The organism is Symbiopectobacterium sp. Eva_TO, from assembly GCF_053848865.1.
Map to the genome: position 1 here is coordinate 1042942 of NZ_JBSPEY010000004.1, position 25939 is coordinate 1068880.

At 54.3% G+C, this 25939-nt stretch carries 19 protein-coding genes and 5 pseudogenes; 14 read left to right on the forward strand and 10 right to left on the reverse strand.

Annotation, left to right across the window (positions count from 1 at the left end):
* Positions 1 to 19 precede the first annotated feature (19 nt).
* Positions 20 to 646 (reverse strand): glycerol-3-phosphate 1-O-acyltransferase PlsY, encoded by a 627-nt coding sequence (gene plsY, locus ACWWJF_RS07370; protein ID WP_455870985.1) that lies wholly within the window; start codon positions 644 to 646, stop codon positions 20 to 22.
* A 107-nt stretch (positions 647 to 753) separates the two neighbouring features.
* Between plsY and folB the strand changes: the two genes are divergently transcribed.
* Both folB and bacA read left to right on the forward strand, forming a co-directional pair.
* Entirely contained in the window at positions 754 to 1107 is a 354-nt protein-coding gene (gene folB / locus ACWWJF_RS07375; RefSeq protein WP_455869082.1) for a bifunctional dihydroneopterin aldolase/7,8-dihydroneopterin epimerase, read from the forward strand.
* A 352-nt stretch (positions 1108 to 1459) separates the two neighbouring features.
* A complete protein-coding gene (bacA, locus tag ACWWJF_RS07380; protein ID WP_455869083.1) occupies positions 1460 to 2278 on the forward strand; it encodes an undecaprenyl-diphosphate phosphatase in 819 nt (272 codons plus the stop codon).
* 1 nt (position 2279) lies between these two features.
* Here the strand turns inward: bacA and ACWWJF_RS07385 are convergent.
* A pseudogene (locus tag ACWWJF_RS07385) lies at positions 2280 to 2453 on the reverse strand (helix-turn-helix domain-containing protein); the annotation flags it as partial.
* Between the two features lie 21 nt (positions 2454 to 2474).
* Positions 2475 to 3008 carry a Crp/Fnr family transcriptional regulator gene (locus ACWWJF_RS07390; protein WP_455869084.1) on the reverse strand — a complete coding sequence of 178 codons (534 nt, stop codon included), beginning with the start codon at positions 3006 to 3008 and terminating at the stop codon, positions 2475 to 2477.
* Between the two features lie 110 nt (positions 3009 to 3118).
* Between ACWWJF_RS07390 and ACWWJF_RS07395 the strand changes: the two genes are divergently transcribed.
* Positions 3119 to 3787 (forward strand): SAM-dependent methyltransferase, encoded by a 669-nt coding sequence (locus ACWWJF_RS07395; protein WP_455869085.1) that lies wholly within the window; start codon positions 3119 to 3121, stop codon positions 3785 to 3787.
* A 3-nt stretch (positions 3788 to 3790) separates the two neighbouring features.
* Here ACWWJF_RS07395 and ACWWJF_RS07400 read toward each other — a convergent pair.
* From ACWWJF_RS07400 to ACWWJF_RS07410, 3 genes are all read right to left on the reverse strand, one after another.
* Positions 3791 to 4959, reverse strand: a protein-coding gene (locus tag ACWWJF_RS07400; protein ID WP_455868400.1) for an IS3 family transposase whose coding sequence is annotated in 2 segments (ribosomal slippage) — positions 3791 to 4704 and positions 4704 to 4959 — 1170 coding nt in all. Because the reading frame shifts where the segments join, the coding sequence is not laid out codon by codon here.
* Between the two features lie 173 nt (positions 4960 to 5132).
* Entirely contained in the window at positions 5133 to 6374 is a 1242-nt protein-coding gene (locus ACWWJF_RS07405; RefSeq protein WP_455869086.1) for a multifunctional CCA addition/repair protein, read from the reverse strand.
* A gap of 205 nt (positions 6375 to 6579) precedes the next feature.
* Positions 6580 to 7200, reverse strand: a complete 621-nt coding sequence (locus ACWWJF_RS07410) for a TIGR04211 family SH3 domain-containing protein (RefSeq protein ID WP_455869087.1) — start codon at positions 7198 to 7200, stop codon at positions 6580 to 6582.
* Between the two features lie 221 nt (positions 7201 to 7421).
* Here ACWWJF_RS07410 and ACWWJF_RS07415 point away from each other — a divergent pair.
* Positions 7422 to 8629, forward strand: a protein-coding gene (locus ACWWJF_RS07415) for an IS3 family transposase (protein ID WP_455870986.1) whose coding sequence is annotated in 2 segments (ribosomal slippage) — positions 7422 to 7743 and positions 7743 to 8629 — 1209 coding nt in all. Because the reading frame shifts where the segments join, the coding sequence is not laid out codon by codon here.
* 173 nt (positions 8630 to 8802) lie between these two features.
* A pseudogene (locus ACWWJF_RS07420) lies at positions 8803 to 9504 on the forward strand (CYTH domain-containing protein); the annotation flags it as partial.
* Between the two features lie 20 nt (positions 9505 to 9524).
* Here the strand turns inward: ACWWJF_RS07420 and ACWWJF_RS07425 are convergent.
* Positions 9525 to 10556 (reverse strand): IS630 family transposase, encoded by a 1032-nt coding sequence (locus tag ACWWJF_RS07425; protein WP_455869088.1) that lies wholly within the window; start codon positions 10554 to 10556, stop codon positions 9525 to 9527.
* A gap of 84 nt (positions 10557 to 10640) precedes the next feature.
* On the opposite strand from ACWWJF_RS07425, the gene ACWWJF_RS07430 reads away from it, so the two are divergent.
* From ACWWJF_RS07430 to ACWWJF_RS07450, 5 genes are all read left to right on the forward strand, one after another.
* A complete protein-coding gene (locus ACWWJF_RS07430; protein ID WP_455870987.1) occupies positions 10641 to 11288 on the forward strand; it encodes a CHAD domain-containing protein in 648 nt (215 codons plus the stop codon).
* 44 nt (positions 11289 to 11332) lie between these two features.
* Complete coding sequence (gene glnE, locus ACWWJF_RS07435; protein WP_455869089.1) at positions 11333 to 14200, forward strand: bifunctional [glutamate--ammonia ligase]-adenylyl-L-tyrosine phosphorylase/[glutamate--ammonia-ligase] adenylyltransferase; 2868 nt, start codon at positions 11333 to 11335, stop codon at positions 14198 to 14200.
* Positions 14201 to 14285: 85 nt separating this feature from the next.
* Complete coding sequence (gene hldE, locus ACWWJF_RS07440; protein ID WP_455869090.1) at positions 14286 to 15719, forward strand: bifunctional D-glycero-beta-D-manno-heptose-7-phosphate kinase/D-glycero-beta-D-manno-heptose 1-phosphate adenylyltransferase HldE; 1434 nt, start codon at positions 14286 to 14288, stop codon at positions 15717 to 15719.
* Between the two features lie 25 nt (positions 15720 to 15744).
* The gene (ligA, locus tag ACWWJF_RS07445) at positions 15745 to 17775 is read left to right on the forward strand and encodes an NAD-dependent DNA ligase LigA (protein ID WP_455869091.1); all 2031 of its coding nucleotides are present in this window, start codon (positions 15745 to 15747) and stop codon (positions 17773 to 17775) included.
* 3 nt (positions 17776 to 17778) lie between these two features.
* Entirely contained in the window at positions 17779 to 17994 is a 216-nt protein-coding gene (locus ACWWJF_RS07450; RefSeq protein WP_455869092.1) for a DUF3820 family protein, read from the forward strand.
* Between the two features lie 42 nt (positions 17995 to 18036).
* Here ACWWJF_RS07450 and ACWWJF_RS07455 read toward each other — a convergent pair whose 3' ends face one another.
* The 3 genes and pseudogenes from ACWWJF_RS07455 to garD form a co-directional block, all read right to left on the reverse strand.
* Positions 18037 to 18399 carry a FlxA-like family protein gene (locus tag ACWWJF_RS07455; protein WP_455869093.1) on the reverse strand — a complete coding sequence of 121 codons (363 nt, stop codon included), beginning with the start codon at positions 18397 to 18399 and terminating at the stop codon, positions 18037 to 18039.
* A 230-nt stretch (positions 18400 to 18629) separates the two neighbouring features.
* The gene (locus tag ACWWJF_RS07460) at positions 18630 to 19733 is read right to left on the reverse strand and encodes a methyl-accepting chemotaxis protein (protein WP_455869094.1); all 1104 of its coding nucleotides are present in this window, start codon (positions 19731 to 19733) and stop codon (positions 18630 to 18632) included.
* Positions 19734 to 20274: 541 nt separating this feature from the next.
* Positions 20275 to 21042: pseudogene (garD, locus tag ACWWJF_RS07465) on the reverse strand (galactarate dehydratase); the annotation flags it as partial.
* Between the two features lie 127 nt (positions 21043 to 21169).
* On the opposite strand from garD, the pseudogene ACWWJF_RS07470 reads away from it, so the two are divergent.
* The 4 genes and pseudogenes from ACWWJF_RS07470 to ACWWJF_RS07485 all read left to right on the forward strand — a co-directional run.
* Positions 21170 to 22500, forward strand: a pseudogene (locus ACWWJF_RS07470) (IS4 family transposase).
* 354 nt (positions 22501 to 22854) lie between these two features.
* Entirely contained in the window at positions 22855 to 23895 is a 1041-nt protein-coding gene (locus tag ACWWJF_RS07475; RefSeq protein ID WP_455868660.1) for an IS481 family transposase, read from the forward strand.
* A 292-nt stretch (positions 23896 to 24187) separates the two neighbouring features.
* Positions 24188 to 25396, forward strand: coding sequence for an IS256 family transposase (locus ACWWJF_RS07480; protein ID WP_455869095.1), 1209 nt, complete (start codon positions 24188 to 24190; stop codon positions 25394 to 25396).
* 32 nt (positions 25397 to 25428) lie between these two features.
* A pseudogene (locus tag ACWWJF_RS07485) lies at positions 25429 to 25896 on the forward strand (U32 family peptidase C-terminal domain-containing protein); the annotation flags it as partial.
* Positions 25897 to 25939 lie beyond the last annotated feature (43 nt).

Consider the following 25939-nt stretch of genomic DNA (forward strand, 5'->3'; position numbering starts at 1 on the left):
TTTTCAATCTCAGTGGCGTTTAGTCAGCGTCATCGTTTGGCGGGATTTCTTCTTTGCTACGGCGCTTCCAAATCTTGCTTTCCTGCCCGCGCCACAGACGTTGAATATTGTCGTGATGCCGCATCAGGATCAGGCAAGAGAGCATGGCTACCGGAAAGGTGAACTGGGGTTTAAACCACCACACATAAAAGGGCGCGATCAGCGCACTCACGATGGCACCGAGGGAGGAATAGCCGCTAAGCAGTACGGTAAGCAGCCAGGTGACGGTCATCACACCGGTCAGATCCCAGCCGACAGGCGCGATGGCACCAAACGCAGTTGCCACGCCTTTCCCGCCGCGAAAACGGAAAAATACCGGATAGAGATGGCCCAAACAGGCGGCAATCGCGGTAATACCAAGATAAAGCGGTGTGACGCCAAGCGCATAAGCGCCCCAGACCGGTAACATGCCTTTCAGCACGTCAAACACCAATACGGTAGCGGCGGCGGCTTTGCCTCCGATACGTAATACATTCGTCGCGCCGGGATTTCCTGAACTATGCTGGCGTGGATCGGGCAGACCCGCGATGCGGCACTCCAGAATCGCACTGGAGATGGAGCCGCACAGATACGCGAAAATTATCATGCCAAGCGCGGTAGCACTCATAACGCGGTTCCGTTGAATAAAGGTCGTTTTACAGTTGCCATCCGTGGATAATACGCATATTCCGGCGGAAGTGATACCAAACAGCGCCAAAAACAGAGAATGACGTGATGGATATTGTATTTATAGAAGAACTTACCGTGATTGCCACTATAGGCGTTTACGACTGGGAACAAACCATTTCGCAAAAGCTGGTGCTCGATATCGAAATGGGCTGGGATAACCGCAAGGCCGCCGCAAGCGACGATGTAAATGACTGCCTCAGCTATGCCGATGTCAGTGACGCGGTGATTGCCCATGTCTCCAGTCAGCCGTTTGCGCTGGTCGAGCGCGTGGCAGAAGAAGTGGCACAATTGCTGATGCAGAGCTTTGCCATTCCCTGGCTGCGTATCAAAGTGAGCAAGTCGGGTGCAGTCGCGCAGGCACGCCAGGTGGGCGTAGTGATCGAGCGCGGCACACGGTAAATGCGTACGGGTTTGCACATGTGGTTTTTTTTATGAATCTTTTTTGTCAGTGAAACTAACATCGCGTTTTTTAGTCTATTGTGGTGGTGTTTAAAGTCATATCGTTATACACATCTTTTGGCCATTTTTTGAACAGGATGCTCAGAACCCCGTGAATTAAGGCATTCAAGCCATCCCATTGGCTTTTTGAGGTTCAAAATGCCACTCTGAGATAAACCCGTAACTCATTGATTAAACAGTGCGTTAGAAAGATGTGTATAACGATATGGTTTAAAGTGGCGCACGCGGACAGCGTAGCCACTTTTTTTATGGGTGCTTCTTTTATTTCGGTTCGGAAAGGCAGGGCGCGAGCATGGCAGATCTTCACACGCTGGTGGTGGCATTTATTCTTGGGGTTGTTGAAGGGTTAACGGAGTTTTTGCCCGTGTCATCGACGGGGCACATGATTATTGTTGGCAGTTGGTTGGGGTTTGATGATGAGAAGGCGAAAACCTTCGAAGTCATTATCCAATTGGGCTCTATCCTGGCGGTCGTCGTGATGTTTTGGCGTCGTCTGTTTGGGCTGATCGGTATCCACTTTGGTGCCGTGCCCCATGAAGGACGCAGTAACGATCGTCTGAAGCTGGGGCATATTCTGCTGGCGATGATCCCGGCGGTGGTGTTGGGATTGGTGTTTCACAGCACTATCAAGTCACTGTTTAATCAGCAGAATGTGATGTATGCCTTGATTGTTGGCGGTTTCCTGCTGCTGGCGGCGGAGTGGCTGAAGCCGAAGACGCCGCGTGCCAGCGGATTGGATGATATCACCTATCGCCAGGCATTTATGATTGGCTGTTTTCAATGTCTGGCGCTGTGGCCGGGATTCTCCCGTTCGGGCGCGACCATTTCCTGCGGAATGCTGGTGGGTGTCAGCCGTTACGCCGCCTCTGAGTTCTCCTTTATTTTGGCGGTGCCAATGATGATGGGCGCGACGGTGCTGGATCTGTATAAAAGCTGGCATTTCCTGTCGCTGGCCGATGTGCCGATGTTCGCCGTGGGCTTTATCACCGCGTTTCTGGTTGCGCTGGTCGCGATCAAAACCTTCCTGAAACTGATCAAACGCATTTCGTTTGTCCCGTTCGCGATTTACCGCTTCTTCGTGGCGGGCGTTGTCTATCTGGTGTTCTTCTGACTCAGAACGGGCGCTGTGCCTGCGCGGCCAACGCGCGCAGGTAGTCCAGATTGCATAACGTGATGTAACTGGCGCGGCAGGTGATGTAACCCTGCCGCTGCCACTCCGCCATCAGGCGGCTCAAGGTTTCTGCGCGAATACCCAACTGTGTTGCCAACTGTCCGCGATTGAGCGGTAGTCGAACTTGCGCGTTTGGCTAGGTATCTTGCTGGGAGCGATGTAGACGCAGCAGGTAATCCGCCAACCGTTCGCCCGCCGAACTGGAGGTCAGCCAGTCGATCTGGTTAATGGTGGCGTAAAGCTTCTGGCTAAGGTTGCCCAGTAGTTGCAGCGCCAGCGTCGTCCGTTGCAGACAAAACTGATGCAGCGTCTCTCGCGGAATCAATATTGCCTGTCCTGCGCTGAGTGCCGGAATGTTCATCGGGAAGCGGCCGTGCTCCATAAACACGGCGGCGAGCGCCACCCATTCGCCGCGTAAAAACTGCCCGAAGACCTTGTCATCCCCCTGATAGGTATGGCGAAACGCCTGTAGTTCACCCTGTTCCACCAGCTGACAGTAACGCATCTTATCCCCTTCGCGAAACAGCATTTCCCCTGCCTGAAAGTGGATACGACAGCATGCGCGCTGTAAGGCGAGCACCACCGCTTCAGGCTCGTTGCGTAGCCACTGATGGGAAAACAGCACCTCGCAATGTTCCTCTGTCGGTAAGGGTATTTTGACAAACGTCATTGGTGCCTCACTCACGGGGTTCTACAGTGTCTGACATCAAACGGAAATAATAATCATTTGCTTGTTTTCAGCAAGCACCTGAGCACGGTAATCGCGAGGAGGACGTAAGCATGTCAGAGAAATTGGCGGGACATAAATTTCTGGCGAGGTTAGGTAAAAAGCGCCTGCGCCCCGGCGGACGTGCGGCCACCGAGTGGTTGATGCAGCAGGGTGCGCTAACACCATCGACGCGTGTTCTGGAAGTGGCGTGTAATATGGGCACCACCGCCATTGAGATGGCGCAGCGTTACGGGTGCGCTATCGTCAGGGTGGATATGGACAAGGCGGCATTACAGCAAGTACGGCACAACATTCTGGCTGCTGGCGTCGAAGGGCGTGTGACGGTGATGGAAGCGAATGCCTTGGCATTACCGTTCCCTGATAACCACTTTGACGTGGTGATTAACGAAGCGATGCTCACCATGTACGCCGACAAAGCCAAGCGCCCGCTGATTCAGGAATATTTACGCGTGCTAAAACTCGGAGGGCGGTTGCTGACACATGACATAATGCTGCTGCCGCAGGCCTCGGGTGATGTCACGGAGCAGAAGCGCGCGGCAATCAATGTCAACGTCCAGCCGTTAACGCTGGCGGGGTGGCGCAGCCTGTTTCTTGAAAGTGGTTTCAGCCAGGTGGAGAACGCGCAGGGCGCGATGACGTTGATGACGCCGTCTGGCATGATTTACGATGAAGGTTGGGGCGGCGCGGCAAAGATTGTGCGCAACGCGTTGAAGGTGTAGTGGTCAACTAATATTGGCCACCGCATTAGACTGTATGTAGAACAGTCGCTCAGATTCGTTTGGAGTTAAGCCGCCGTTATACCAGTGAGGCCGGATAGCGCTGTAATACCCCGTGATGTAGCGGATAATCGCGTCCTGGGCTTCGCTGAAGCTGTTGTAACCCTTTGTCGGCACCCATTCTGTCTTCAGGCTGCGGAAGAACCGCTCCATTGGCGCATTATCCCAGCAGTTACCCCGCCGACTCATACTCTGCTTTATCCGGCAGCGCCACAGGGCTTGCCGGTATTGACGGCTGGTATAGTGGCTGCCCTGGTCGCTGTGGAACATGACTCCTGTTGGTTGTCCCCGGAGTTCCCAGGCCATCTGCAACGCTTTAACTGTCAGCGCCGAGTCCGGCGACGTCGACATGGCCCAGCCCACCGGTTTGCGGGCGAACAGGTCTAGCACCACCGCAAGGTAAGCCCAGCATTTGCCCGTCCAGATGTAGGTCACATCGCCGCACCAGACCTGATCCGGCGCGGTAACCGCGAACTGGCGGTTGAGATAGTTCGGTATTTCAACGTGTTCATTGCCGCCGCGTTTGTATTTGTGAGCCGGTCGCTGGCAGCTGGCGATACCCAGCTCCTTCATCAGCTTGCCAGCCAGCCAGCGCCCCATTTTGACACCAGAGCTGCCGGTGACGATGGTCGCGATACTTCGAGCGCCGGCAGAGCCGCCGCTGGCGTTCCAGGCTTCCATGACGCGACTACACTTAACCACGCGCTCACCGTCGGGTTCATTAGCGGAAGCCTGCCAGTGCCTGTAGCTGCTGCGATGTACCTCAAAAGTTTGGCACAACGCCGTGACCGGGTATCGCGCCCTCAGCCTGTCGACTACCGTGAACCGTTGAGTGAGTCCGACATTAAGAGCGCCGTAGCCTTTTTTAGGATTTCGTTCTCCATTTCAAGGCATTGGACTTTTTTCTTCATCTCACGCAGCTCGAGCTGTTCAGGGGTAAGAGGAAGTCCCGTTGGCGTTTTTCCCTGTCGTTCAAGGCGAAGCTTATTGACCCAGCGACTAATGGCAGAATGGCTGACATTAACCGCCTCTGCGGCCTTAACGTATGTGTAGCCGTGGTCGACAACCAGCTTTGCGGCTTCGAGCTTAAATTCCGCCGTAAAATGTTTACCCATGAGGTCACCTGTCGTGTTGATGAGGTGAGCATATCACCTCCGCTCAGGTGGCCAGTATCAGTGTGCCACTACAAGGCGGAAAACCGCGCAACCTTCCTTCGGCTGTTTCGCACCTTCCGCCGCTACCGGCACCTGCTTAACTATATTGCGGTCTGTAGCACGAAATAAGCCTCCTACGGGGTCGAAGCGGGAATTTTCTGCGCATTCCACGCGGTAAGCGCAGCAATACGTCGCCGGTGCAGCTCCTCGCGCACGCCAATACCCTGAAAACCGTCGGCCACAACTGCCCCACTGGTGACGGCGCAGGCAACGGTGAAGGCCTCGCGCAGGTAGTTGCCTTGCGGATAGGGGGATTCTTCAAAACCGGTGCGGCCACGGGCATCCGCTTCACTGGTGAGCACCAACTTCTCCAGCCGTTCCGGCTTGCGCCACACGTCCAGCGCATCAAACAGCTTCATCAGCGTTTTGGGCTGCAATACCGTTACGGCATGCGCCAGGTCATGATATTCCGCTACCAGCTTCGCCAGGTCGCGCAGCGCATTAGGTACACGTAAGCGCTGGCACAGTTGCTCCACCAGTTTCACGCCCGCCGGGCCGTGTCCGTGGTGACGTGGCCAGAGCGCGGGCGGTGTCAGCGCTTTTCCCACATCGTGGCACAGCGTGGCAAAGCGTACATCGATCTCGGGGGTGAGGAGAGCGGCAATCATCAGGGTCATCAGGGTATGAACGCCGCTGTCGATTTCCGGGTGCCATTGTGCCGGGGCTGGTACGCCATACAGATTGTCGATTTCGGGAAACAATACCGCCAGCGCACCGCAGTCGCGCAGCACCTGAAAATAGACGTGAGGCGAGCGGGTTGCCAGCGCCTTTTCCGTCTCTTTCCACACCCGTTCGGGCGTAAGAAAAGCCAACTCGCCCTCGCGCGTCATAAATTGCATCAGCGCCAGTGTTTCCTCCGCGATGTGAAAACCTAGATGGGCAAAACGCGCGGCAAAGCGCGCCACGCGCAGTACGCGTAGCGGATCTTCCTGAAAAGCCGGAGATACATGGCGCAGCAGACGCTGTTGCAGATCGTAACGGCCGTGATAGGGATCAACCAACTCACCCTCTGCGGTTTGGGCGATGGCGTTAATGGTCAGATCGCGCCGCAGCAGATCCGCTTCCAGCGTAACATCGGGTGCGGCATGGCAAATAAAGCCGGTATAGCCGTTACCCGATTTGCATTCAGTGCGCGCCAGCGCATACTCTTCTTTGCTTTCCGGGTGCAAAAAGACGGGAAAATCCCGCCCGACCTGCTGGTAGCCAAGCGCCAACATCTGTCCCGGTGTGGCACCCACCACCACCCAGTCACGTTCTGACACTGGGAGATCGAGTAAGGCGTCCCGCACTGCGCCGCCAACCAGATAACTCTTCAATACAAACTCCTGGCTTTACTAATCCGATCATTCCCGTGTAAGCGGGAATCTCTTACAGGCCAAACGCATGCCTTCTGCAGGAGGTTCCCGGTCTGCGCCGAGGATGATGGGAGCACTACGTTAACATAAGGTTAATAGTTACATACCCATCGGCCTGCCGCAATCTATGCCGCAAGTCAATGTGATTTGTGATGTGGCTTACACCTCAGCGCATCCAGCGATCGTTTTTCTTTCTGCAGGGGATCAGGTGCGGTAGCAGCAAACCGATCAGCAGACCGATGCCCGCCACGCCACCGCCGTACAGGAACCATTGCAAAATGATTTCCCGTTGCTTGTCATCCAGTTGCACATTGGCTGCATCGACTTTCTTTTGCGCGACAATCAGCTGATTTTTTAAATCCTTATTTTCGTTACGCAGAGCGGTGATGATATTGTCGCTGGCAGACACTTTTTGCTGCATATCGGCAGTACGTTGGTTCCATTCCTGATCGATATTGCCTAATCGCGCGGTGAGGTCGGAAACCTGCTTTTCCAGTTCCGGCACGCGCAGGCGTAGGCTGGGCGTTTGACTCAGTTGATTGAGCGGCAGCCAACTGGTGCGATCTTTGCTATCGCTAATTTGGGCATAGCCGGCATTTTCATTCACGCTGAGCACGGTGACTTCCTCACCGGCATTGAGCGTGCCAATGATGCGGTACTGGGTGCCAGGGCCGGTATGAATGTAGGTCGACAGCTCATCGGAGATGTAGCGTTTATCTTCTGCGTGACTCGCCCAACTCAGTGTGAGGCTGACAAAGGTGAAACAAACGAGGCCTAATTTCTTCATAATTTCATCATGTTGCGCGAATGGTTGGGTGATAGTAGAGGCATAAGTCTGACGAGGCAATGGGTAAACCGAAATGAGAACACTCCTATTACCCACGCCGCATTACCTGTCATTGCTGCCCGGTAGGTTTTGATGTAGCCCCCTGTAACACCAGACAGTAGCTGTATCTCCAGATAAGAGATAGGCTTAGATATATGTCTAACAATCATGCTAATTTTGAAATGACCGGGATCCTGTTAGGGCAAGAAGTCCGTAAGCGTAAAACTCCGCAAGAGAAAATCGCCATCATTCAGCAGACAATGGAGCCGGGGATGAACGTCTCCCATGTAGCCCGCCTGCATGGCATCCAGCCCAGCCTTTTGTTTAAGTGGAAGAAGCAATACCAGGAAGGAAGCCTCACCGCCGTTGCGGCCGGAGAAGAAGTGGTTCCAGCTTCGGCGCTGGCGACTGCCCTCAAGCAGGTCCGGGAGCTACAGCGCCTTCTGGGTAAGAAGACGATGGAAGTTGAGATCCTCAAAGAAGCAGTGGAGTACCGCCAGTCGCGAAAATGGATAGCGCACGCGCCCTTGTTGCCAAAGGACGGGGAATAGCTCTGGTCAGCCGCGCCATGAGCGTGTCGCGTGCGCAGCTGTCACTGCGGGTTAACCGTTCTGCCGACTGGCTGGACAGGCGCAGCAACCGGCGTAATGACGAAGCTGATGCTGAGATATTATCGGACATCCTCCGTATCATCAGCGACATGCCCAGTTACGGTTACCGCCGAGTGTGGGGTATCCTGCGTAAGCAACGTCGTGCAGAGGGATTTCCACCGGTGAACGCCAAACGGCTTTACAGGATAATGAGCGAGCATAACCTGCTGTTGTTGCATGATAAAACTGAACGTCCGAAGCGGGAGCATAAAGGCAAAATCGCGGTAGCAGAGAGCGATATGCGCTGGTGCTCAGATGGCTTCGAGTTCGGTTGTGACAACGGCGAGAAGCTGCGGGTGACGTTCGCACTGGACTGCTGCGACCGGGAGGCCATAGACTGGGCAGCGAGCACCAGGGGTTATGACAGTTCAACCGTGCAGGATGTGATGCTGAGGTCGGTGGAAAAACGCTTCGGTAGCGCGCTGCCGGATAAACCAGTGCAATGGCTGACGGATAATGGTTCAGCGTACACAGCGCATGAAACGCGGAAGTTCGCCAGAGAACTGAATCTGGAGCCCTGCACAACAGCAGTGAGCAGTTCACAGAGTAACGGCATGGCAGAACGGTTCGTGAAGACGATGAAGGAAGATTACATCGCCTTCATGCCAAAACCCGATGTGCGAACAGCGCTGAAGAATCTTGCAGCGGCGTTCAATCATTACAATGAAAACCATCCGCACAGTGCGCTGGGATACAACTCCCCAAGAGAATATCGGCGCCAGCGGGCATCGTTAACTTAAGATACAAAAGCTGTCCGGAGATGGTGGGTCAAGATCACTGCCCGGTAGGTTTTTTCTGCCGCAGATGTTAGGGGTAAGGTGGTGTAATATAGCAAGTATCCGTATTTTCCGTCGCTGATGAATGGTTGTCAGCATCCGACCCGCAGGGTCATGTTTTTTAGATTGAAATAATGATGAGTGAAGAGATCGAACTGAAGTTTATTGTGCATCCGGACATGGCGGCTACGCTGCCGCGCAAACTGACGGCCTGGCAAACTGACTACAGCCACAGCGAGCATCTGGAAGGGCGACTGCTTAGCAACACCTATTATGAAACGGCGGATAACACGCTGCGTCAGTTCGGTATGGGGCTGCGTGTGCGCGGTGAAAACGGCCGGCACGAAATGACGCTGAAAACCGCGGGAACGGTGATCGGCGGGCTGCATCAGCATCCTGAATACAATGTGCCGCTGGCGAATGCCAATCTGGATATACGGTTGCTGCCCGCAGATGTCTGGCCGCCAGAATGCGATGTTGAAGCACTTGCGCAGGCGCTGCATCCACTGTTTAGCACCCATTTTCAGCGTGAGCAGTGGGTTATCGCTTACCACCAAAGTTTGATTGAGATTGCCTTCGATCAGGGGGAAGTTGCCGCTGGTGAATTGAGTGAGCCCATTTTGGAATTGGAGATGGAATTGAAAGCCGGGCAAACCGATGATTTGCTGGCGCTGTTGCAAGAGCTGGCGGAGTGGGGTGGAATGCGCCAGGGCAGCCTGAGCAAAGCGGCCCGCGGTTATCATCTAGCTCAAGGTGCGGTGCCGCGCGAATGTCGGGCGCTACGTATGCTGACGCTGCCTGCAAAGAGCACCATCGATCAGGCGATTGGCGCTGCGCTAAATAGCTGTTCCTAATACCGCTACACTTTTGCCTGTCCATGTTTTCCACTGGGAAACGGGCTGACGGTTTCCATGAAGCGGCGAACCTTGTTCAGTAACTGCCACATTGAACAGCATTGATGATTGCGGGTAATGGTTTCATGCAACGCCTGCCATAACCGCTCTACATGATTTACCCATGGTGAGTACACCGGCTGATAAATAACCCTGAATTTCGGGTTTTCTTCCAGCCAGCGCTGCGTCTCCCGGCTTTTGTGAATAATGTAGTTATCAACTATCAGCGTGAGCGTTTTTGCCCGTCTGTACGTTGCTCTCAGATGCTCTAACATACTGATAAACAAACACGAACTTTTACTGATTCCTCCAACATCGCTGACTTTTCCCGTCCCGCTGTGTAATCCACCCGCCAGATAATATTTCTCGTTCTGGCCCGGCGTCACGATGCGTTTCTGCTTCCCGCGAACCTGCCAGTCCGCGCCAATTTTGGGATTCAGATGAATATCCACTTCGTCTTCGTAAAAGACGGGATGTTCCGCGCTGCATTGTTCCAGCGCCATCGCGATGGCCTCCATTTTTTCTTCCTTATGCGGGTCGCGGATACGCAGCGTAGGAGCTGCGCGTCGCCACACCAGACCGGCAGAAGGCAGCCAACGGCGCACCGTGGAAGCATGCAACTGGCAACCGGTTATCTCATTGATTTTTATCGCTAGCAGTTCCGTGCTCCAGCGCGAACGCTGATAGCCAAAATCATGAGGGGAACGCTTTACGAGCTGGATTAACAGTGCGCAGATCTGTTCAAACGGCCAGCGACGGCCACGACCGGGCCGCAGAGATTTGAGGCCTTCAATGCCGTACAGGGTGAGCCAGTTAATCCATCTGCCGATTGACGAACGGGCGCAGCAAAGCATTCTGGCGACATCGCTCACGCGCTCGCCCCGGTGCAACATCAGGATGGCGGTCAGCCTGCGGGCGTGATTCTTGTCACGCGTTTTATGGAGAGTTTTCTTCATCAGGCGTCGTTCGTTACGGGGTATCGGTGCTATGCTCGACATCGCTCAGTCCGGTTGATGATTTGGGATCTTTATCGATTGATCAGATCGCTCAACTCGGACTGAGTTCCCTTCAGGTGATCTACTATTCGGAACAGTTATTTAGAGCATGCGCTGGCCCACTGGCAATATCATGAAGAGCTGTGGGCTCGCGGTGAACGCAAGGTGCGCGTGCAATTGCTGGAAGCCAGTGCGTTGATGCGTGAAATGTTGGTGCTGGTGGGGGGCGCGGTACCGCGCAAAGTCACCACGCTGTTCCGCGCGGCGCTCACCCATCTGGAAGAGCAGGTCGCAGGTGAAACGGATGCCGAGAAGGTGTGTTATGACGCCAACTATCTGAACAGTAAGTTAGTGCTCACGTCATGGTTGGTTAACAACAGCTGGCGTGAACATATGGATAACAAAAGCCGTATGCGCTTAATGGGCTCGTATAAACGCTTTTGTTACGTGATGCTGGATCGCGCCATGGCGGAATTGCGCTCCGTATTTAGTCACCCGCTGGATGCGGAGCACTACCAGCAGCAGTTGGCGCGTTTGCAACGCAACATCAATGCGTTCCTGCTGCTCTCCAGCGCCTATACGGAAACCACCGTCGAATCCTTTATCGCGCAGTGGCGTGCGGTAGAGCACGGTATCAAACATCTTCCCGCTTCGGGCGTGGACAGCGTGCTGGAAAATACCCGCCGTCAGGCGGTGGAACAAACGCCGTACTGGTTAAGCAGCGCCAGCGTGTAACGTATTATTGTTTCCCGGAGTGCCGGGATTATCAGGGAGTTGCCATGTCTAATTCGCCATTCTCCTCTGCGTTGCCGCCGCTGCTGGCGGAGCAGGCGCAGCGTGTGTTATCCCGCCTGCAAGAGAGCATGACGCTCCCTGCGTCCATCGCGCCAGAGGATCTGGCGGTGCTGGCCTCCAGTGACTTTGTCAGCGAGGCGCTGGCACGCTATCCCGATTGGTGGGAGGCATTGCATCAGCAACCGCCGCAGCCTGAGGAGTGGCAGCATTACGGGCAATGGTTGGCACAAACGCTGGAGGCGGTGAGCGATGAGGCGAGGCTGATGCGCGTGCTGCGTGAGTTTCGTCGCCGGATGCTGGTACGTATTGCCTGGTCGCAATCACTCGCCACCAGTACCACGCCGCAAACGCTGCGCCAACTGAGCGAATTGGCTGAAACATTGATTGTTGCGGCGCGCGGCTGGCTTTATGACGCCTGCTGCCGCGAGTGGGGCACGCCCTGTAATGCGCAAGGGGAGCCGCAGCCGCTGCTGATATTGGGCATGGGCAAGCTGGGGGGCGGTGAACTGAACTTCTCCTCTGATATCGACCTGATATTTGTCTATCCGGAAAACGGTCAAACGCGCGGGGGACGGCGCGAATTGTATAATGCGCAATTCTTTACCCGGCTGGGGCAGCGCCTGATCAAAGCGTTGGATCAGATGACAGTGGACGGTTTTGTCTACCGTGTCGATATGCGTTTACGCCCGTTTGGCGACAGCGGTCCGTTGGTGCTCAGCTTTGCTGCCATGGAGGAGTATTATCAGGAGCAGGGGCGCGATTGGGAACGCTACGCGATGGTGAAAGCGCGTTTGATGGGCGGCATGGAAGATGCCTACAGTCAGGAACTGCGCGCGCTGCTGCGTCCGTTTGTGTTCCGCCGCTATATCGATTTCAGTGTGATCCAATCGCTGCGTAACATGAAGAGCATGATTGCCCGCGAAGTACGGCGGCGCGATCTGCGTAACAACATCAAGCTGGGCGCGGGTGGTATTCGCGAAATTGAGTTTATCACCCAGGTTTTCCAACTGATTCGCGGTGGACGTGAATCGGGGTTGCAAGGCCGGGAACTGCTGCCGACGTTGCAGCACACCGGTAGTCTGGGCCTGCTCTCGCCGCCGCAGGTGGACGAACTGAGCAATGCCTATCTGTTTTTACGACGGCTGGAAAACCTGTTGCAAGCGATTGCCGATGAGCAGACGCAAACTTTGCCGCAAGAAGCGCTGAATCAGCAGCGTCTGGCGTGGGGCATGAGGTTTGATGGCTGGGAAACGTTAAATGGTGCCTTACAAAACCATATGCTGGCGGTGCGCCGGGTGTTTAATGACCTGATTGGCGATGATGCACAGGACGGGCAGGATGCGCCGGAGTGCAGCGGTTACAATAGCGTATGGCTGGACGCGCCCGATGAGGTGGATATGGGGGCGTTAATGCCTCACCTCAGCGAAGGGGCACGTAACGAGCTACTGCGCGCCATTACCGATTTTCGTCATGATTTGGTTAAACGTACCATTGGCCCACACGGGCGTGACGTGCTCGATCATCTTATGCCGCTGCTGCTGGTCGAAGTGTGTGCTCACCAGCAGGCTGAGCTTATTTTGCCTCGCCTGACGCCGTTGTTGCTCGGTATCGTGACGCGCACCACCTATCTGGAACTGCTGCTGGAGTCGCGCCCTGCGTTGATTCAATTGGTCCGTCTGTGTGCTGCCTCACCGATGGTGGCAAGCCAGCTGGCGCGTTATCCGCTGCTGCTGGATGAACTGCTCGATCCGGCGACGCTCTATCACTCGCTGGCGCCGGAAGCCTATCACGATGAATTGCGCCAATACCTGATGCGCGTGCCAGAGGAAGACGAAGAGCAGCAACTGGAAGCCGTACGGCAGTTCAAACAGGCTCAGCATTTGCGCATTGCCGCTGGCGACATCCCGGGCGTGCTGCCAGTGATGAAAGTGAGCGATCACTTAACCTATCTGGCAGAAGCCATCATTGCTGCCGTGGTGCAGCAAGCCTGGACGCAGATGGTGGCGCGTTATGGGCAACCGACACACCTGCACCAGCGCGAAGGGCGTGGTTTTGCGGTGATTGGTTATGGCAAGTTGGGCGGTTGGGAATTGGGCTACAGCTCCGATCTCGATCTGGTGTTCCTGCTGGACTACCCGGATGAGGTGGTAACCGACGGTGAGCGCAGTATTGATGGCCGCCAGTTCTATCTCCGTCTGGCGCAGCGTGTGATGCACCTGTTCAGCACGCGTACCTCCTCGGGCATTCTGTACGACGTCGATGCTCGCCTGCGCCCGTCTGGGGCGGCGGGAATGCTGGTCAGCACCGTCGGGGCTTTCGGCGATTATCAACAGCATGAAGCCTGGACCTGGGAGCATCAGGCGCTGGTGCGCGCGCGTATGGTCTATGGTGAGCGTGGCGTACAGGCGCAGTTTGAGGCGATACGGCGTCAGATTTTATGTCAGGAACGCGAGCCGGAGACGCTGCGTGCGGAAGTGCGCGAAATGCGTGAGAAGATGCGTCAGCATTTGGCCAATAAAGACCCCGCGCTGTTTGATCTGAAAACCGATGAGGGTGGTATCACCGATATTGAATTTATCGTGCAGTATCTGGTACTGCGTTATGCGGCACAGGAGCCACGCCTGACGCGCTGGTCTGATAACGTGCGCATTCTGGAACTGATGGCCCAGTGCGGCGTGATGGACGAGGAAGAAGCGCGGGCTTTGACGTTGGCGTACATTACCCTGCGCGATGCGTTGCATCATCTGGCGTTGCAGGAACAGTCGGCGCGTGTAAGCGCTGAAAGCTTTTTGAGCGAGCGTCAACAGGTGAAAACCAGCTGGGAGAAATGGCTGGGTGCCGAGGCGCAGTAGGCAACGAATGTTGTTTCGAAGGGCTGCGGGGGCTGTGCTATTATCGCGGCCAACTGTATGACAAAAAACATCTTGGAGTAGGTGCATGAAAGTTTCATTACCTGATTTTCGTCAGGCTGGCGTGCTGGTGGTAGGGGATGTGATGCTGGATCGCTACTGGTACGGTCCTACCAGCCGTATTTCGCCAGAAGCGCCTGTACCGGTAGTCAAAGTCGATACCATTGAAGAACGTCCCGGCGGTGCGGCCAACGTGGCCATGAACATTGCGGCGCTGGGTGCCAGCTCCCGTCTGGTCGGGCTGACGGGCATCGATGATGCCGCACGCGCGCTGAGCGCCAAACTGAGCGATGTGAACGTCAAGTGCGATTTTGTTTCCGTCCCGACGCACCCTACTATTACCAAACTGCGCGTGCTGTCGCGCAACCAGCAGTTGATTCGCCTGGATTTCGAAGAAGGCTTTGACGGTGTTGATCCGCAGCCGATGTTGGAACGTATTGCGCAGGCGCTGCCAAAAATCGGCGCGCTGGTACTGTCAGACTACGCGAAGGGCGCACTGGCTCATGTGCAGGCGATGATCCAAACCGCCAATGCGGCGAGCGTGCCAGTCCTGATTGACCCGAAAGGGACCGATTTCGCTCGCTATCGTGGTGCCACCTTGCTGACCCCGAACCTCTCCGAGTTCGAAGCGGTTGCCGGACGCAGCAAAACCGAAGAAGAACTGGTAGCGCGCGGCGAGAAAATGATTGCCGATTTTGACCTTTCCGCACTGCTGATCACCCGTTCTGAACAGGGCATGACGCTGCTTCAGCCGGGCAAAGCGCCGCTGAATCTGCCGACACAGGCGCAGGAAGTCTACGATGTGACCGGTGCGGGCGATACCGTGATTGGCGTATTGGCAGCGGCGCTGGCGGCGGGAAATTCACTGGAAGATGCCTGTTTCCTGGCGAACGCCGCAGCGGGTGTGGTAGTGGGTAAGCTGGGAACCTCTACCGTCACGCCTATCGAGCTGGAAAATGCCATTCGTGGTCGCGCTGACAGCGGTTTTGGTGCGATGGATGAAGCGCAACTGAAAGCGGCTGTCGCGCAGGCGCGCCTGCGCGGTGAAAAAATTGTCATGACCAATGGCGTATTCGATATTCTGCATGCTGGTCACGTCTCTTATCTGGCGAACGCACGCAAGCTGGGCGATCGCTTGATTGTGGCGGTGAACAGCGATGACTCCACCAGCCGCTTGAAAGGCCCCACGCGTCCGGTCAATGCCCTGGCGCAACGTATGGCAGTGTTAAGTGCCCTCGGCGCGGTGGACTGGGTGGTGCCGTTTGAAGAAGATACCCCGCAGCGCCTGATTGCTGGCATTTTGCCGGATATTCTGGTCAAAGGCGGTGACTACAAGCCGGAAGATATCTCAGGCAGTAAAGAGGTGTGGGCCAACGGCGGTGACGTCCAGATGCTGAACTTTGAAGATGGCTGTTCTACCACTAACATTATTAATGCCATCAAAGCCAATACGCCGCGATAAACCAAAAGAGTACGGGTAACCTCCAGTGACAGTTGAACATCTGACATCGCGTGTGGCCGAGCTGCACGCGCAATTGCGCCACCACGAATATAAATATCACGTTGAAGATGCGCCGGAAATTCCTGACGTGGAATATGACCGCCTGATGAATGAGCTCAAGGCGATCGAAGCGGAACATCCTGAACTGATTACGCCAGATTCGCCCACGCAGCGCGTTGGCGCGGCACCCGTGTCGGCGTTCGAGTCCATGCGTCATGAGGTGCCGATGCTGTCGTTGGATAACGTATTCGATGATGAAAGCTATCTGGCGTTTTACAAACGCGTGCAGGATCGCTTGAAAAGCGGCGAGGAACTGGCCTTCTGTTGTGAGCTGAAGCTCGATGGTTTGGCGGTAAGCCTATTGTATGAAAACGGCCTACTGGTGCAGGCCGCCACGCGCGGCGATGGCACGACAGGGGAAAACATTACCGCCAATATCCGTACCATCGGAGCCATTCCGCTGCGGTTGCACGGTGATAACATCCCTGCGCGCGTGGAAGTGCGTGGCGAAGTGTTTATGAAACACCGTGGCTTTGAAAAGATGAATGATGAAGCGCGGCGTACCGGTGCCAAGATTTTTGCCAATCCGCGCAATGCGGCGGCGGGGTCGTTGCGTCAGCTCGATCCGCGAATTACGGCTAAACGCCCCCTAACGTTCTTCTGCTATGGCGTTGGCCTGTTGGAAGGCGGAACCTTGCCTGCCAGCCATCTGGCACGCCTGAATCAATTTAAAGCCTGGGGACTGCCGGTTAGCGATCGTATCCGTTTGTGCACTGGTAGCGCAGACGTGCTGGCATTTTATCGTCAGGTGGAGCAAGAGCGCGCCACGCTCGGCTTCGATATTGACGGTGTGGTGGTCAAAGTTGACGACCTGGCATTGCAAGAGCGGCTCGGGTTTGTAGCGCGCGCGCCGCGCTGGGCGGTGGCCTTTAAATTCCCGGCGCAGGAGCAACTGACTTGGCTACACGGCGTTGATTTTCAGGTAGGGCGCACTGGTGCCATTACGCCGGTGGCACGCCTTGAGCCGGTTGCCGTTGCCGGGGTTATGGTGAGTAATGCCACCTTGCATAACCGCGATGAGATTGAACGTCTCGGCATACAGATCGGCGATCGCGTTATCGTGCGTCGTGCAGGCGATGTTATTCCGCAGATCGTTGGGGTAGTGGAAGCAGAACGCCCTGCGGATGCGCGTGCTATCGACTTTCCTGAGCAATGTCCGGTGTGCGGCTCCGAGGTGGAGCGCGTTGACGGTGAGGCGGTGACGCGCTGTACTGGCGGGTTGATCTGCGGTGCACAGCGTAAGGAAGCGTTAAAGCACTTTGTCTCCCGTCGTGCGCTGGATGTGGAAGGTATGGGGGACAAGGTTATCGATCAATTGGTGGAAAAAGAGTACGTCAAAACTCCCGCCGACCTGTTCAAGCTTACCGCTGGCATCCTGACTGGACTAGATCGTATGGGGCCGAAATCGGCACAGAATCTGGTCAATGCGCTGGAAAAAGCTAAATCCACCACCTTTGCCCGTTTCCTGTTTGCGTTGGGTATCCGTGACGTAGGGGAAGCGACCGCAAGCAACTTGGCACAGCATTTTGCCACCCTGGATAACCTGCTAGCGGCGGATGAAGAAGCGCTGCTGGAAGTGGCGGATGTGGGGCCTATTGTGGCGAAGCATGTGCGCCATTTCCTGCAAGAAACGCACAACCAGCAAGTGATTCGCGAGCTTATCAATCCTGAGGGCATCAATATCCATTGGCCTGACATCGAAAGGGTGGATGTTGAGACGCTCGATAACCCGTTTGCCGGCAAGACCATTGTGCTGACGGGGTCGTTGAGCCAGCTATCCCGTGATGAAGCCAAGGATCGCCTGACGGCGCTGGGCGCGAAAGTGAGCGGCAGCGTGTCCAAGAAAACCGATATGGTGATTGCCGGGGAAGCCGCGGGCTCCAAGCTGGCCAAAGCACAAGAGTTGAATATCCCGGTGATTGATGAAGCTGAGATGATCCGCCTGCTAGGAGCCTAACCGATGGAAAAAGAGGATTTGATCGCCATCGCCATTCAGCAGATGCCATTTGGCAAGTATCAGGGCCGTGTACTGATCGATTTGCCTGAGGAGTATTTGCTGTGGTTTGCCCGCAAGGATGCGTTTCCCAAAGGTCGACTGGGCGATTTGATGCAGCTGACGCTGACCATCAAGATTGAAGGGCTGCAAGGGTTGGTGACGCCGCTCAAGCAGCGTTAAAAGCAGCACCGCGTTTGCGGTGCTGCGCGTGTGGCTGAACGGCTACACGTAGATGTTGATTTTATTCTCTTCGGTCAGCTTGTTAACGCCTTCCTCTTGAGCCGTAGACGTGGATGCCGCCTGCTGCTGTTTACTCTCCGATGACTCATTCTGCAACCGGGCGATTTGGGCCTGAAGCGCTTGAATCTGCGCCTGAATCAACTGCTGCTGCTCCTGAATACTGGCCTTTTCTTCATCCGTGCTGGCTTTCTCGAGAGAGGAAGCGAGCGATTTGGCCTGCTGCGTTAGCGTTTTAATCTGCTGATTAAGACGAGCAATTTGCTGCTCATTGCTGGTCCCTGAGCTCGCGCTGCTGCCAGAGGCAGACGTCACGCGCTGATGCTGGTCATTTTTTCTCCTTGTCATTACGGCACTGGTTGTGCTTATAGAGTATCGACGCTTATTCCCTCTAGCTTGACAGGGATTTTGTCGGAATACAGAACGATAGGATCAGGTTTTTTACAGTAAATGTAACAATATGTGTTATTTGCCAGTGCCGAGAGAAACACAGGAAGGGGCTATCGGCATTGCGCGGGACGCACGGCGAGGGAATTATCCTTATTCCCAGCCGTATCGTGCGTTGAAAGGAGGATTAATCAACTGCCATACACATTGATGGCGCTGGTGAGCCGTTGAGCCTGGCGGTTCAAACTTTCTGCCGTATCGGTTGATTGCACTACCATTTCGGTATTGCTTTGGGTCATGATTTCGATTTGGGCGATGGATTGGTTAATCAACCCCAACGCCTGCGTCTGCTCTTGCGTGGCGTTGCTGATCTCTTTGATCATGGTCGAGACTTGCAGCACTTCGCTGACAATATCCGCAATGTGTTTGCCCGCGTTTTCCACCATTTTACCGCCTGACTCCACGCTTGCGACGTTCGCATCGATCAGCGTTTTGATCTCTTTGGCGGCTGAGGCAGAGTGTTGGGACAGGTTGCGTACTTCGGCAGCGACTACGGCAAAACCGCGGCCTTGCACACCCGCTCTGGCGGCTTCTACTGCGGCGTTGAGTGCCAGAATGTTGGTTTGAAACGCAATGCTGTCGATCACGCCGATAATATCGACGATTTTATCGCTCGCCTTGGAGATGGATTCCATCATACAGATGGTTTCCCCCATGATATCCCCGCCTTTTTGCGCCGTCTGGCTGGCCGCTTCCGCCATACTGGTGGCTTGGATTGCCGTTTCAGCACTTTGCTGTACCGCAACGGTAATTTCTTCGATTGCGGCGGCGGTTTGTTGCAGGTTGGCTGAGGTCTCCTCGGTACGGGCATTGAGTGACGTATTGTTTTCCGTCAGACGTTGACTCACGTCGGTCATGCCTTGCACCTGAGTGCCAACGTCATCTACCAGCGAGTGAAGGTTGAGGCCAAACTGATTAATGGAGCGCATTAACAGGCCTATCTCATCCACGCGGTTAAAGTGAACGTGTGACGTTTTACGTCCGGACACCACGCCTGTCCAGCTATCGCCTTGTTGCAGGGTGTACCACATGTCTGCAAACGCTTCGACGGGCATATCTGGATGGCGCACCACATTGTGGGGCTGTGTGATAAGTTCATCTTCGGTATAGCCGCTGACGCGAATGAAAGCGGAGTTGGCGTAGGTAATGTAACTTTGAGTATCTGTGGTGGATATCAAAGTTGTGTCCACGTCCAACAGATACTCCTGTTGCGTAACAGGCGTATTGACCCTCATTTTTAACCCCTGGTGCAATTATGGTGCTGTGTTAATAAATTCATGCCCGGTTAAAGGCATGCAAAATTAAAGGTTATTAATTTATGTCACTGCTTTAATGATCATAAAAATGTAATAACTTCACACTGATGACGTTTGCCACGTCACTGTGGGCACGGGGTGCAACAATCCCTCGTTCGAATTTGAACACGCAGACATCAGAGCGTGTAAGTTTATGATGTTGCTGAGGATGCTGTCAATTCCTTCGTTTTTAAATAGCACTTTTTAAAATATAAAACCTAGTGAATATAATGATTTAAAACATACAGTTATAATAATTTCATGTGAAACTACAGGATAGAATGAAGCGCTCAATTGTTACTGTGGTTTGCAAATTTGTTCAAATTTGTAAATAAAATGAAAGGCGTTATTCGTGGGAAAAATCTTATAATCCCTACAAAGGGTTACGGGATAAACAGAAAATATTAATCAATAATAGAATAAAAAAATAAACGCCAGACAACGATAAGTTGCCTTGCGAAATATAAAAAAGGTTTATTTATCAAGTTACAGGCGCAGGGTTGAATACCGCCAGTGCGTTATGTAGGCCCCATTGATCCGACCAGGTTTTCTTCCTTCCGCTGGCAATATCAAGGATAAAATGGAACAGCTCCCAGCCTACTTGTTCGATGGTGGCATCGCCGGTAGCAATTGTGCCTGCATTGATGTCCATCAAATCATGCCATCGTTCCGCTAATGCGGTGCGGGTCGCCATTTTGATCACGGGCACGGCTAACAGGCCATAAGGTGTGCCGCGACCGGTGGTGAACACCTGCACGGTAATGCCTGAGGCTAACTGTTGGGTGCCACACACAAAATCGCTGGCAGGCGTTGCCGCATAGATCAACCCGCGTTTGGTCGGACGCTGCCCTGGAGAGAGCACTTCGGAAATGGCGCTTTGACCTGATTTGGCAATCGAGCCGAGCGCCTTTTCTACCACGTTCGCCAGCCCACCCTTTTTATTGCCCGGAGACGGGTTGGCGCTGCGATCGGTTTTTCCGGTATCCAGGTAGTTGTCATACCAGGCCATCTCTTCAAGCAGACGGCGACCCACTTCTTCGGTCGCGGCGCGCGGTGTGAGAAGGTGAATGGCATCGCGTACTTCGGTGACTTCCGAGAACATCACGGTAGCGCCGCAGCGCACTAGTAAATCTGAGGCATAACCCACTGCCGGGTTGGCCGTCACGCCGGAGAAGGCATCGCTGCCCCCGCACTGCATCCCTACCACTAACTCAGAAGCCGGGCAGGTTTCGCGACGACGCAGGTTAAGGACACCTCGTTATACACAAGTCCGCAACGCCTTATATGCCAAGGGTTAGCGGGCTGAAATAGGCAGCCGGTGGGGTTGTAAATGAAGTGAAACCGACGTGTACTATCGCCATTTACGGCGCTGAAAAATGACACGGGATTCAGATGGCTGGGCACACCAAGAACTGGAAGGGGTAAATCTTGGTGACACGAGGCTCAATAAGCGCGCCAAAGGGCTTTTGATACGGCGGGCTGAGAATCCGCAAGCCAGCATTCCGCATGCGTGCCTCGGATGGTCTGAGACGTTGGGTGCTTACCGCTTCATGGAGAACCAAGCATTCGAATGGCGAGACATTCTGCAACCTCACTGGCAGCGTACGCAGGAAAGGATCCGAGAACACGAGGTTGTGCTGTGTATCCAAGACACTACCGAGCTTGACTTCAACGGGCAGCAAATCCAAGGCTTGGGTCCCTTGAACTACGAAGCCAGGCGTGGTCTGTACCTGCATCCGACCTACGCGGTCAGTTCGGATCGCGTGGGGTTGGGCGTACTGGATGCGTGGATGTGGGCAAGAGAGCCGAAGGATGCAGACGGAAAACGCGATGGGATCAAGGAGAGTACGCGCTGGCTCGAGGGATACGAGCGAGTTGCTGAACTCGCCTCGGAGTTGCCAAACACACGTCTGGTGTACTTAGCCGATCGCGAAGCGGATATCAAGGCATTGATGCAGCTCGCTGATGACCTTGGCACTCCGGCTGACTGGTTGATCCGCTCGACTCATAATCGCAGTCTGGACTGTAATGAGAAGCTTTGGCAGAAGGTTGGAAAGACCGTGCCGGTGGGAGAAATCCAATTCGTTATGGCGGCTCGCGCGGGGCAGAAGGCGCGTACGGTGAAACAGGCGCTGCGCGTGAAGCGAGTGTCGCTGCGTTGCGGGTTGGCAGTGACTTGTGTGATAGCCAAGGAAATTGAGCCGCCAGCAGGCGTGAAGCCGGTCGAGTGGCGGTTGCTGAGCAATCGCGTACCTGAAGGACGAGAAGATATCGTGGAGCTGATCGACTGGTATCGGGCTAGATGGGAAATCGAGATGTTCTTCAATGTGCTGAAGAACGGCTGCTGTGTCGAAGCGTTACAGTTATCGACCGTGGATCGCATTGAGCGGGCATTGGCGCTGTTCATGATCGTGGCATAGCGCATCGCCTATTTAATGCGTATGGGACGAACCTGTCCAGAGCTGGACGCAATGTTGTTCTTTGATTCCGACGAGACTCATGGCGCTTACCTACTGATGAACAAGCGTATGCCCAAGGGCCGCCCTAAGCTAAACGAAGTATTGCGCTTAGTTGCGCAACTCGGAGGCTTTCTTGCTCGAAAAGGCGACGGTGAACCAGGCGCAAAAACTATCAGGAAAGGCTTGCAGAAAGTCAGACGGCCGCCGAAACGCTACGCGCGCTCAGGCACGAACAGAGATGTGTATAACGAGGTGGGGTATTGCGGGTGCGTGAGGGAGTTATCAGCGATGTGACGCATCGCGCGAATCGCCTATTTTCGTGAAATACCTCCCAGTCGATAGGGCAACTGCACCAACATATTTAAAAATCGATTTTCAATGTTGTGCCTTTCGCTAGTGAGCCGGCAATTGACGGAATTTATAATCTTCTGGCGAGTGAATGATTCGGTTAACTATTTCGAAGTGACAACACTGAAGCGTTCGCAATATAAAGCTTAAAGTGTATTAGTCGCGACTTGATCTGACACTGGACCTTGAAAGGTTGAGAGTTACCGGTTTTGATATGGGTGTCGAATCCTTATACAAAACACGAGGTAACTCTCATGCTTCATACTAACAATCCCATCATCAAACACAAAGCCGGCCTGCTCAATCTCGCCGAAGAACTCGGTAACGTATCAAAAGCCTGTAAAATCATGGGGGTGTCACGCGACACGTTTTATCGCTATCAGGAACTGGCGGCAGAAGGCGGCATTGACGCTCTGGTTAACCAAAACCGCCGGGTTCCCAACCTGAAAAACCGTGCTGATGAAGCCACTGAACGTGCGGTTGTTGATTACGCCATTGAGTTCCCGGCTCATGGCCAGCACCGGACCAGTAATGAGCTGCGTAAAAAAGGCGTCTTCATTTCTGGCAGCGGTGTGCGCTCCATCTGGCAACGACACGATCTGGAAAACTTTCGTAAGCGCCTGAAGGCACTTGAGGAAAAAGTTGCCAGAGAAGGCATCGTACTTACTGATGCTCAAATCGCTGCACTGGAGAAGAAGGCGCACGACGACGAAGCCTGTGGTGAAATAGAGACTGCTCACCCGGGTTATCTGGGGTCGCAGGACACCTTCTACGTGGGTAATCTGAAAGGTGTTGGCCGTATCTACCAGCAGACGTTCGTGGATACGTACTCGAAAGTGGCGCACTGCAAGCTTTACACGAGTAAAGCACCGATCTCTGCCGCCGACCTGCTCAATGATCGCGTGCTGCCGTTCTACGAAGCTCAGGGGCTGCCAATGCTAAGAATACTGACGGACAGGGGGACGGAGTACTGCGGTAAAGTGGAACAACATGACTATCAGCTGTACTTGGCTATCAACGATATAGACCATACGAAAACGAAAGCGATGTCTCCGCAGACAAACGGTATCTGCGAGCGCTTCCATAAAACTATTTTGCAGGATTTTTATCAGGTTGCGTTCCGTAAGACGTTATACGAGGACCTAGAAAGTCTACAAAAGGATCTGGACAACTGGTTGTGGCATTACAATAATGAGCGAACTCATCAGGGTAAAATGTGCTGCGGGCGTACGCCAATGGCCACGTTACTTGATGGTAAACGAGTCTGGGCAGAAAAAAATCTGAACCAGATTTAATCTGACAGACACCTGTATAAATAACCGGTAACTGTCAGATCAGGTCTGAGCTAATACACTTAAAGGCTAAACAATTAGTGATTTACCACACTTTCATTCTGATAACCCTACGGCATTCTGTTTCCAGGAGTGTGTTATTGAGAATGAATGAACTAACCGTGATCGACAGCAGGAGTTCATCATGAATACAGTAAGCTCAGCAACTGGCGCTATACAAAAGGACCCTGTACATAAATTTGTGTAATTGCCTGATTTTGATATGTTCAATCCAACATCAAAAACAGGTTAATTTATGGACGAAAAACAGTTGCAGGCTCTGGCTAACGAACTGGCCAAAAATCTCAAAACCCCTGGCGATCTCAGCCAATTCGATCGCCTGCTGAAGAAAACCAGCGTTGAGGCTGCTCTCAACGCCGAAATGTCCCACCATCTGGGCTACGATAAAAATCAGCCCAAACCAGGGGCCAACTCCCGCAACGGCTATTCCACAAACACCGTGACCACCGGCGATGGCCCTCTGGAACTACGTACTCCGCGCGATCGTGATGGCTCCTTCGAACCACAACTGGTGAAGAAAAAACAGACCCGGATCACCGGGATGGATAACCAAATCCTGTCCCTGTACGCCAGAGGGATGACCACCCGCGAGATAGCGTCTGCGTTCAACGAGCTGTATGACGCGGATGTCTCACCGGCGCTGGTCTCGAAGGTCACCGACGCCGTGATGGAACAGGTTACTGAATGGCAAAATCGTCCACTGGATGCAGTCTATCCCATTGTTTACCTTGACTGTATCATCCTGAAGGTCCGGCAGGACAGTCGCGTCATCAATAAATCCGTGTTCCTGGCACTGGGTATCAACATCGAGGGCCAGAAAGAACTGCTGGGTATGTGGCTGGCCGAAAACGAGGGCGCGAAGTTCTGGCTCAATGTGCTGACAGAACTAAAAAACCGCGGCCTGAACGATATCCTCATCGCCTGTGTCGACGGTCTGAAAGGCTTCCCGGACGCCATCAACGCGGTGTATCCGGAAGCCCGCATTCAGCTGTGCATCGTGCACATGGTACGCAACAGCCTGAGGTTCGTCTCTTGGAAGGACTACAAAGCCGTCACACGCGACCTGAAAGCCATCTATCAGGCCGCTACGGAAGAAGCAGGCCAGCAGGCGCTGGAAGCATTCGCCAGCGCATGGGACAGCCGCTATCCACAGATAAGCCGGAGCTGGCAGACGAACTGGAGCAATCTGGCAACGTTCTTCGCTTACCCGGCAGATATCCGCAAAGTCATCGACACAACCAACGCCATCGAGTCGCTGAACAGTGTTATCCGGCATGCGATTAAAAAACGCAAGGTGTTCCCGACTGACGACGCAGTGAAAAAGGTGGTGTGGCTGGCAATCCAGTCGGCCTCACAGAAATGGACGATGCCACTGCGGGACTGGCGTATGGCAATGAGCCGTTTTATTATCGAGTTCGGTGACCGCCTGGACGGTCACTACTGAGAAAGGCATTTACACAGAATCATGTACAGGGTCGCACGGCACAGGTTTACCGGCAGGCGATCGACGATGCCGCCGCAGGCAAACCCTTCGATCCGACACTGCTGCAAACACTGGAAGGTCTGGCGCACCGTGGTTATACCGAAGGTTTCCTGCGTCGCCACGTTCATGAAGATTATCAGAACTACGAATACGGCTATTCAGTATCGGATCGTCAGCAGTTTGTTGGTCAATTTACCGGCGAACGGCGTAACGGATTGGCTGAAGTGGCAGTGAAAAACAAGTTCTCCCTCGGTGACAGCGTGGAGATGATGACGCCGAACGGCAACATTCAATTCACGCTCGATGCGCTGCAAAACGCCAAGGGTGAAGCTATCGACGTCGCACCGGGAAACGGGCATATCGTTTACCTGCCAGTGCCGGATGACGTGGCGCTGGAGTTTGCGTTACTGCTGCGTAACCTGCCAAGTGACGTGACCACCCGTAACCCCAATGCAGCGTAAGGCAGCGCAATCCCCTTGTGTGTCGTCCTCGGCGAAAGTCGGG

Coding starts and splice junctions, on each gene's coding strand:
- plsY (WP_455870985.1), bottom strand. CDS start 646: ATGAGTGCTACCGCGCTTGGCATGATAATTTTCGCGTATCTGTGCGGC.
- folB (WP_455869082.1), top strand. CDS start 754: ATGGATATTGTATTTATAGAAGAACTTACCGTGATTGCCACTATAGGC.
- bacA (WP_455869083.1), top strand. CDS start 1,460: ATGGCAGATCTTCACACGCTGGTGGTGGCATTTATTCTTGGGGTTGTT.
- ACWWJF_RS07390 (WP_455869084.1), bottom strand. CDS start 3,008: ATGACGTTTGTCAAAATACCCTTACCGACAGAGGAACATTGCGAGGTG.
- ACWWJF_RS07395 (WP_455869085.1), top strand. CDS start 3,119: ATGTCAGAGAAATTGGCGGGACATAAATTTCTGGCGAGGTTAGGTAAA.
- ACWWJF_RS07410 (WP_455869087.1), bottom strand. CDS start 7,200: ATGAAGAAATTAGGCCTCGTTTGTTTCACCTTTGTCAGCCTCACACTG.
- ACWWJF_RS07425 (WP_455869088.1), bottom strand. CDS start 10,556: ATGTCGAGCATAGCACCGATACCCCGTAACGAACGACGCCTGATGAAG.
- glnE (WP_455869089.1), top strand. CDS start 11,333: ATGTCTAATTCGCCATTCTCCTCTGCGTTGCCGCCGCTGCTGGCGGAG.
- hldE (WP_455869090.1), top strand. CDS start 14,286: ATGAAAGTTTCATTACCTGATTTTCGTCAGGCTGGCGTGCTGGTGGTA.
- ACWWJF_RS07450 (WP_455869092.1), top strand. CDS start 17,779: ATGGAAAAAGAGGATTTGATCGCCATCGCCATTCAGCAGATGCCATTT.
- ACWWJF_RS07455 (WP_455869093.1), bottom strand. CDS start 18,399: ATGACAAGGAGAAAAAATGACCAGCATCAGCGCGTGACGTCTGCCTCT.
- ACWWJF_RS07460 (WP_455869094.1), bottom strand. CDS start 19,733: ATGAGGGTCAATACGCCTGTTACGCAACAGGAGTATCTGTTGGACGTG.
- ACWWJF_RS07475 (WP_455868660.1), top strand. CDS start 22,855: ATGCTTCATACTAACAATCCCATCATCAAACACAAAGCCGGCCTGCTC.
- ACWWJF_RS07480 (WP_455869095.1), top strand. CDS start 24,188: ATGGACGAAAAACAGTTGCAGGCTCTGGCTAACGAACTGGCCAAAAAT.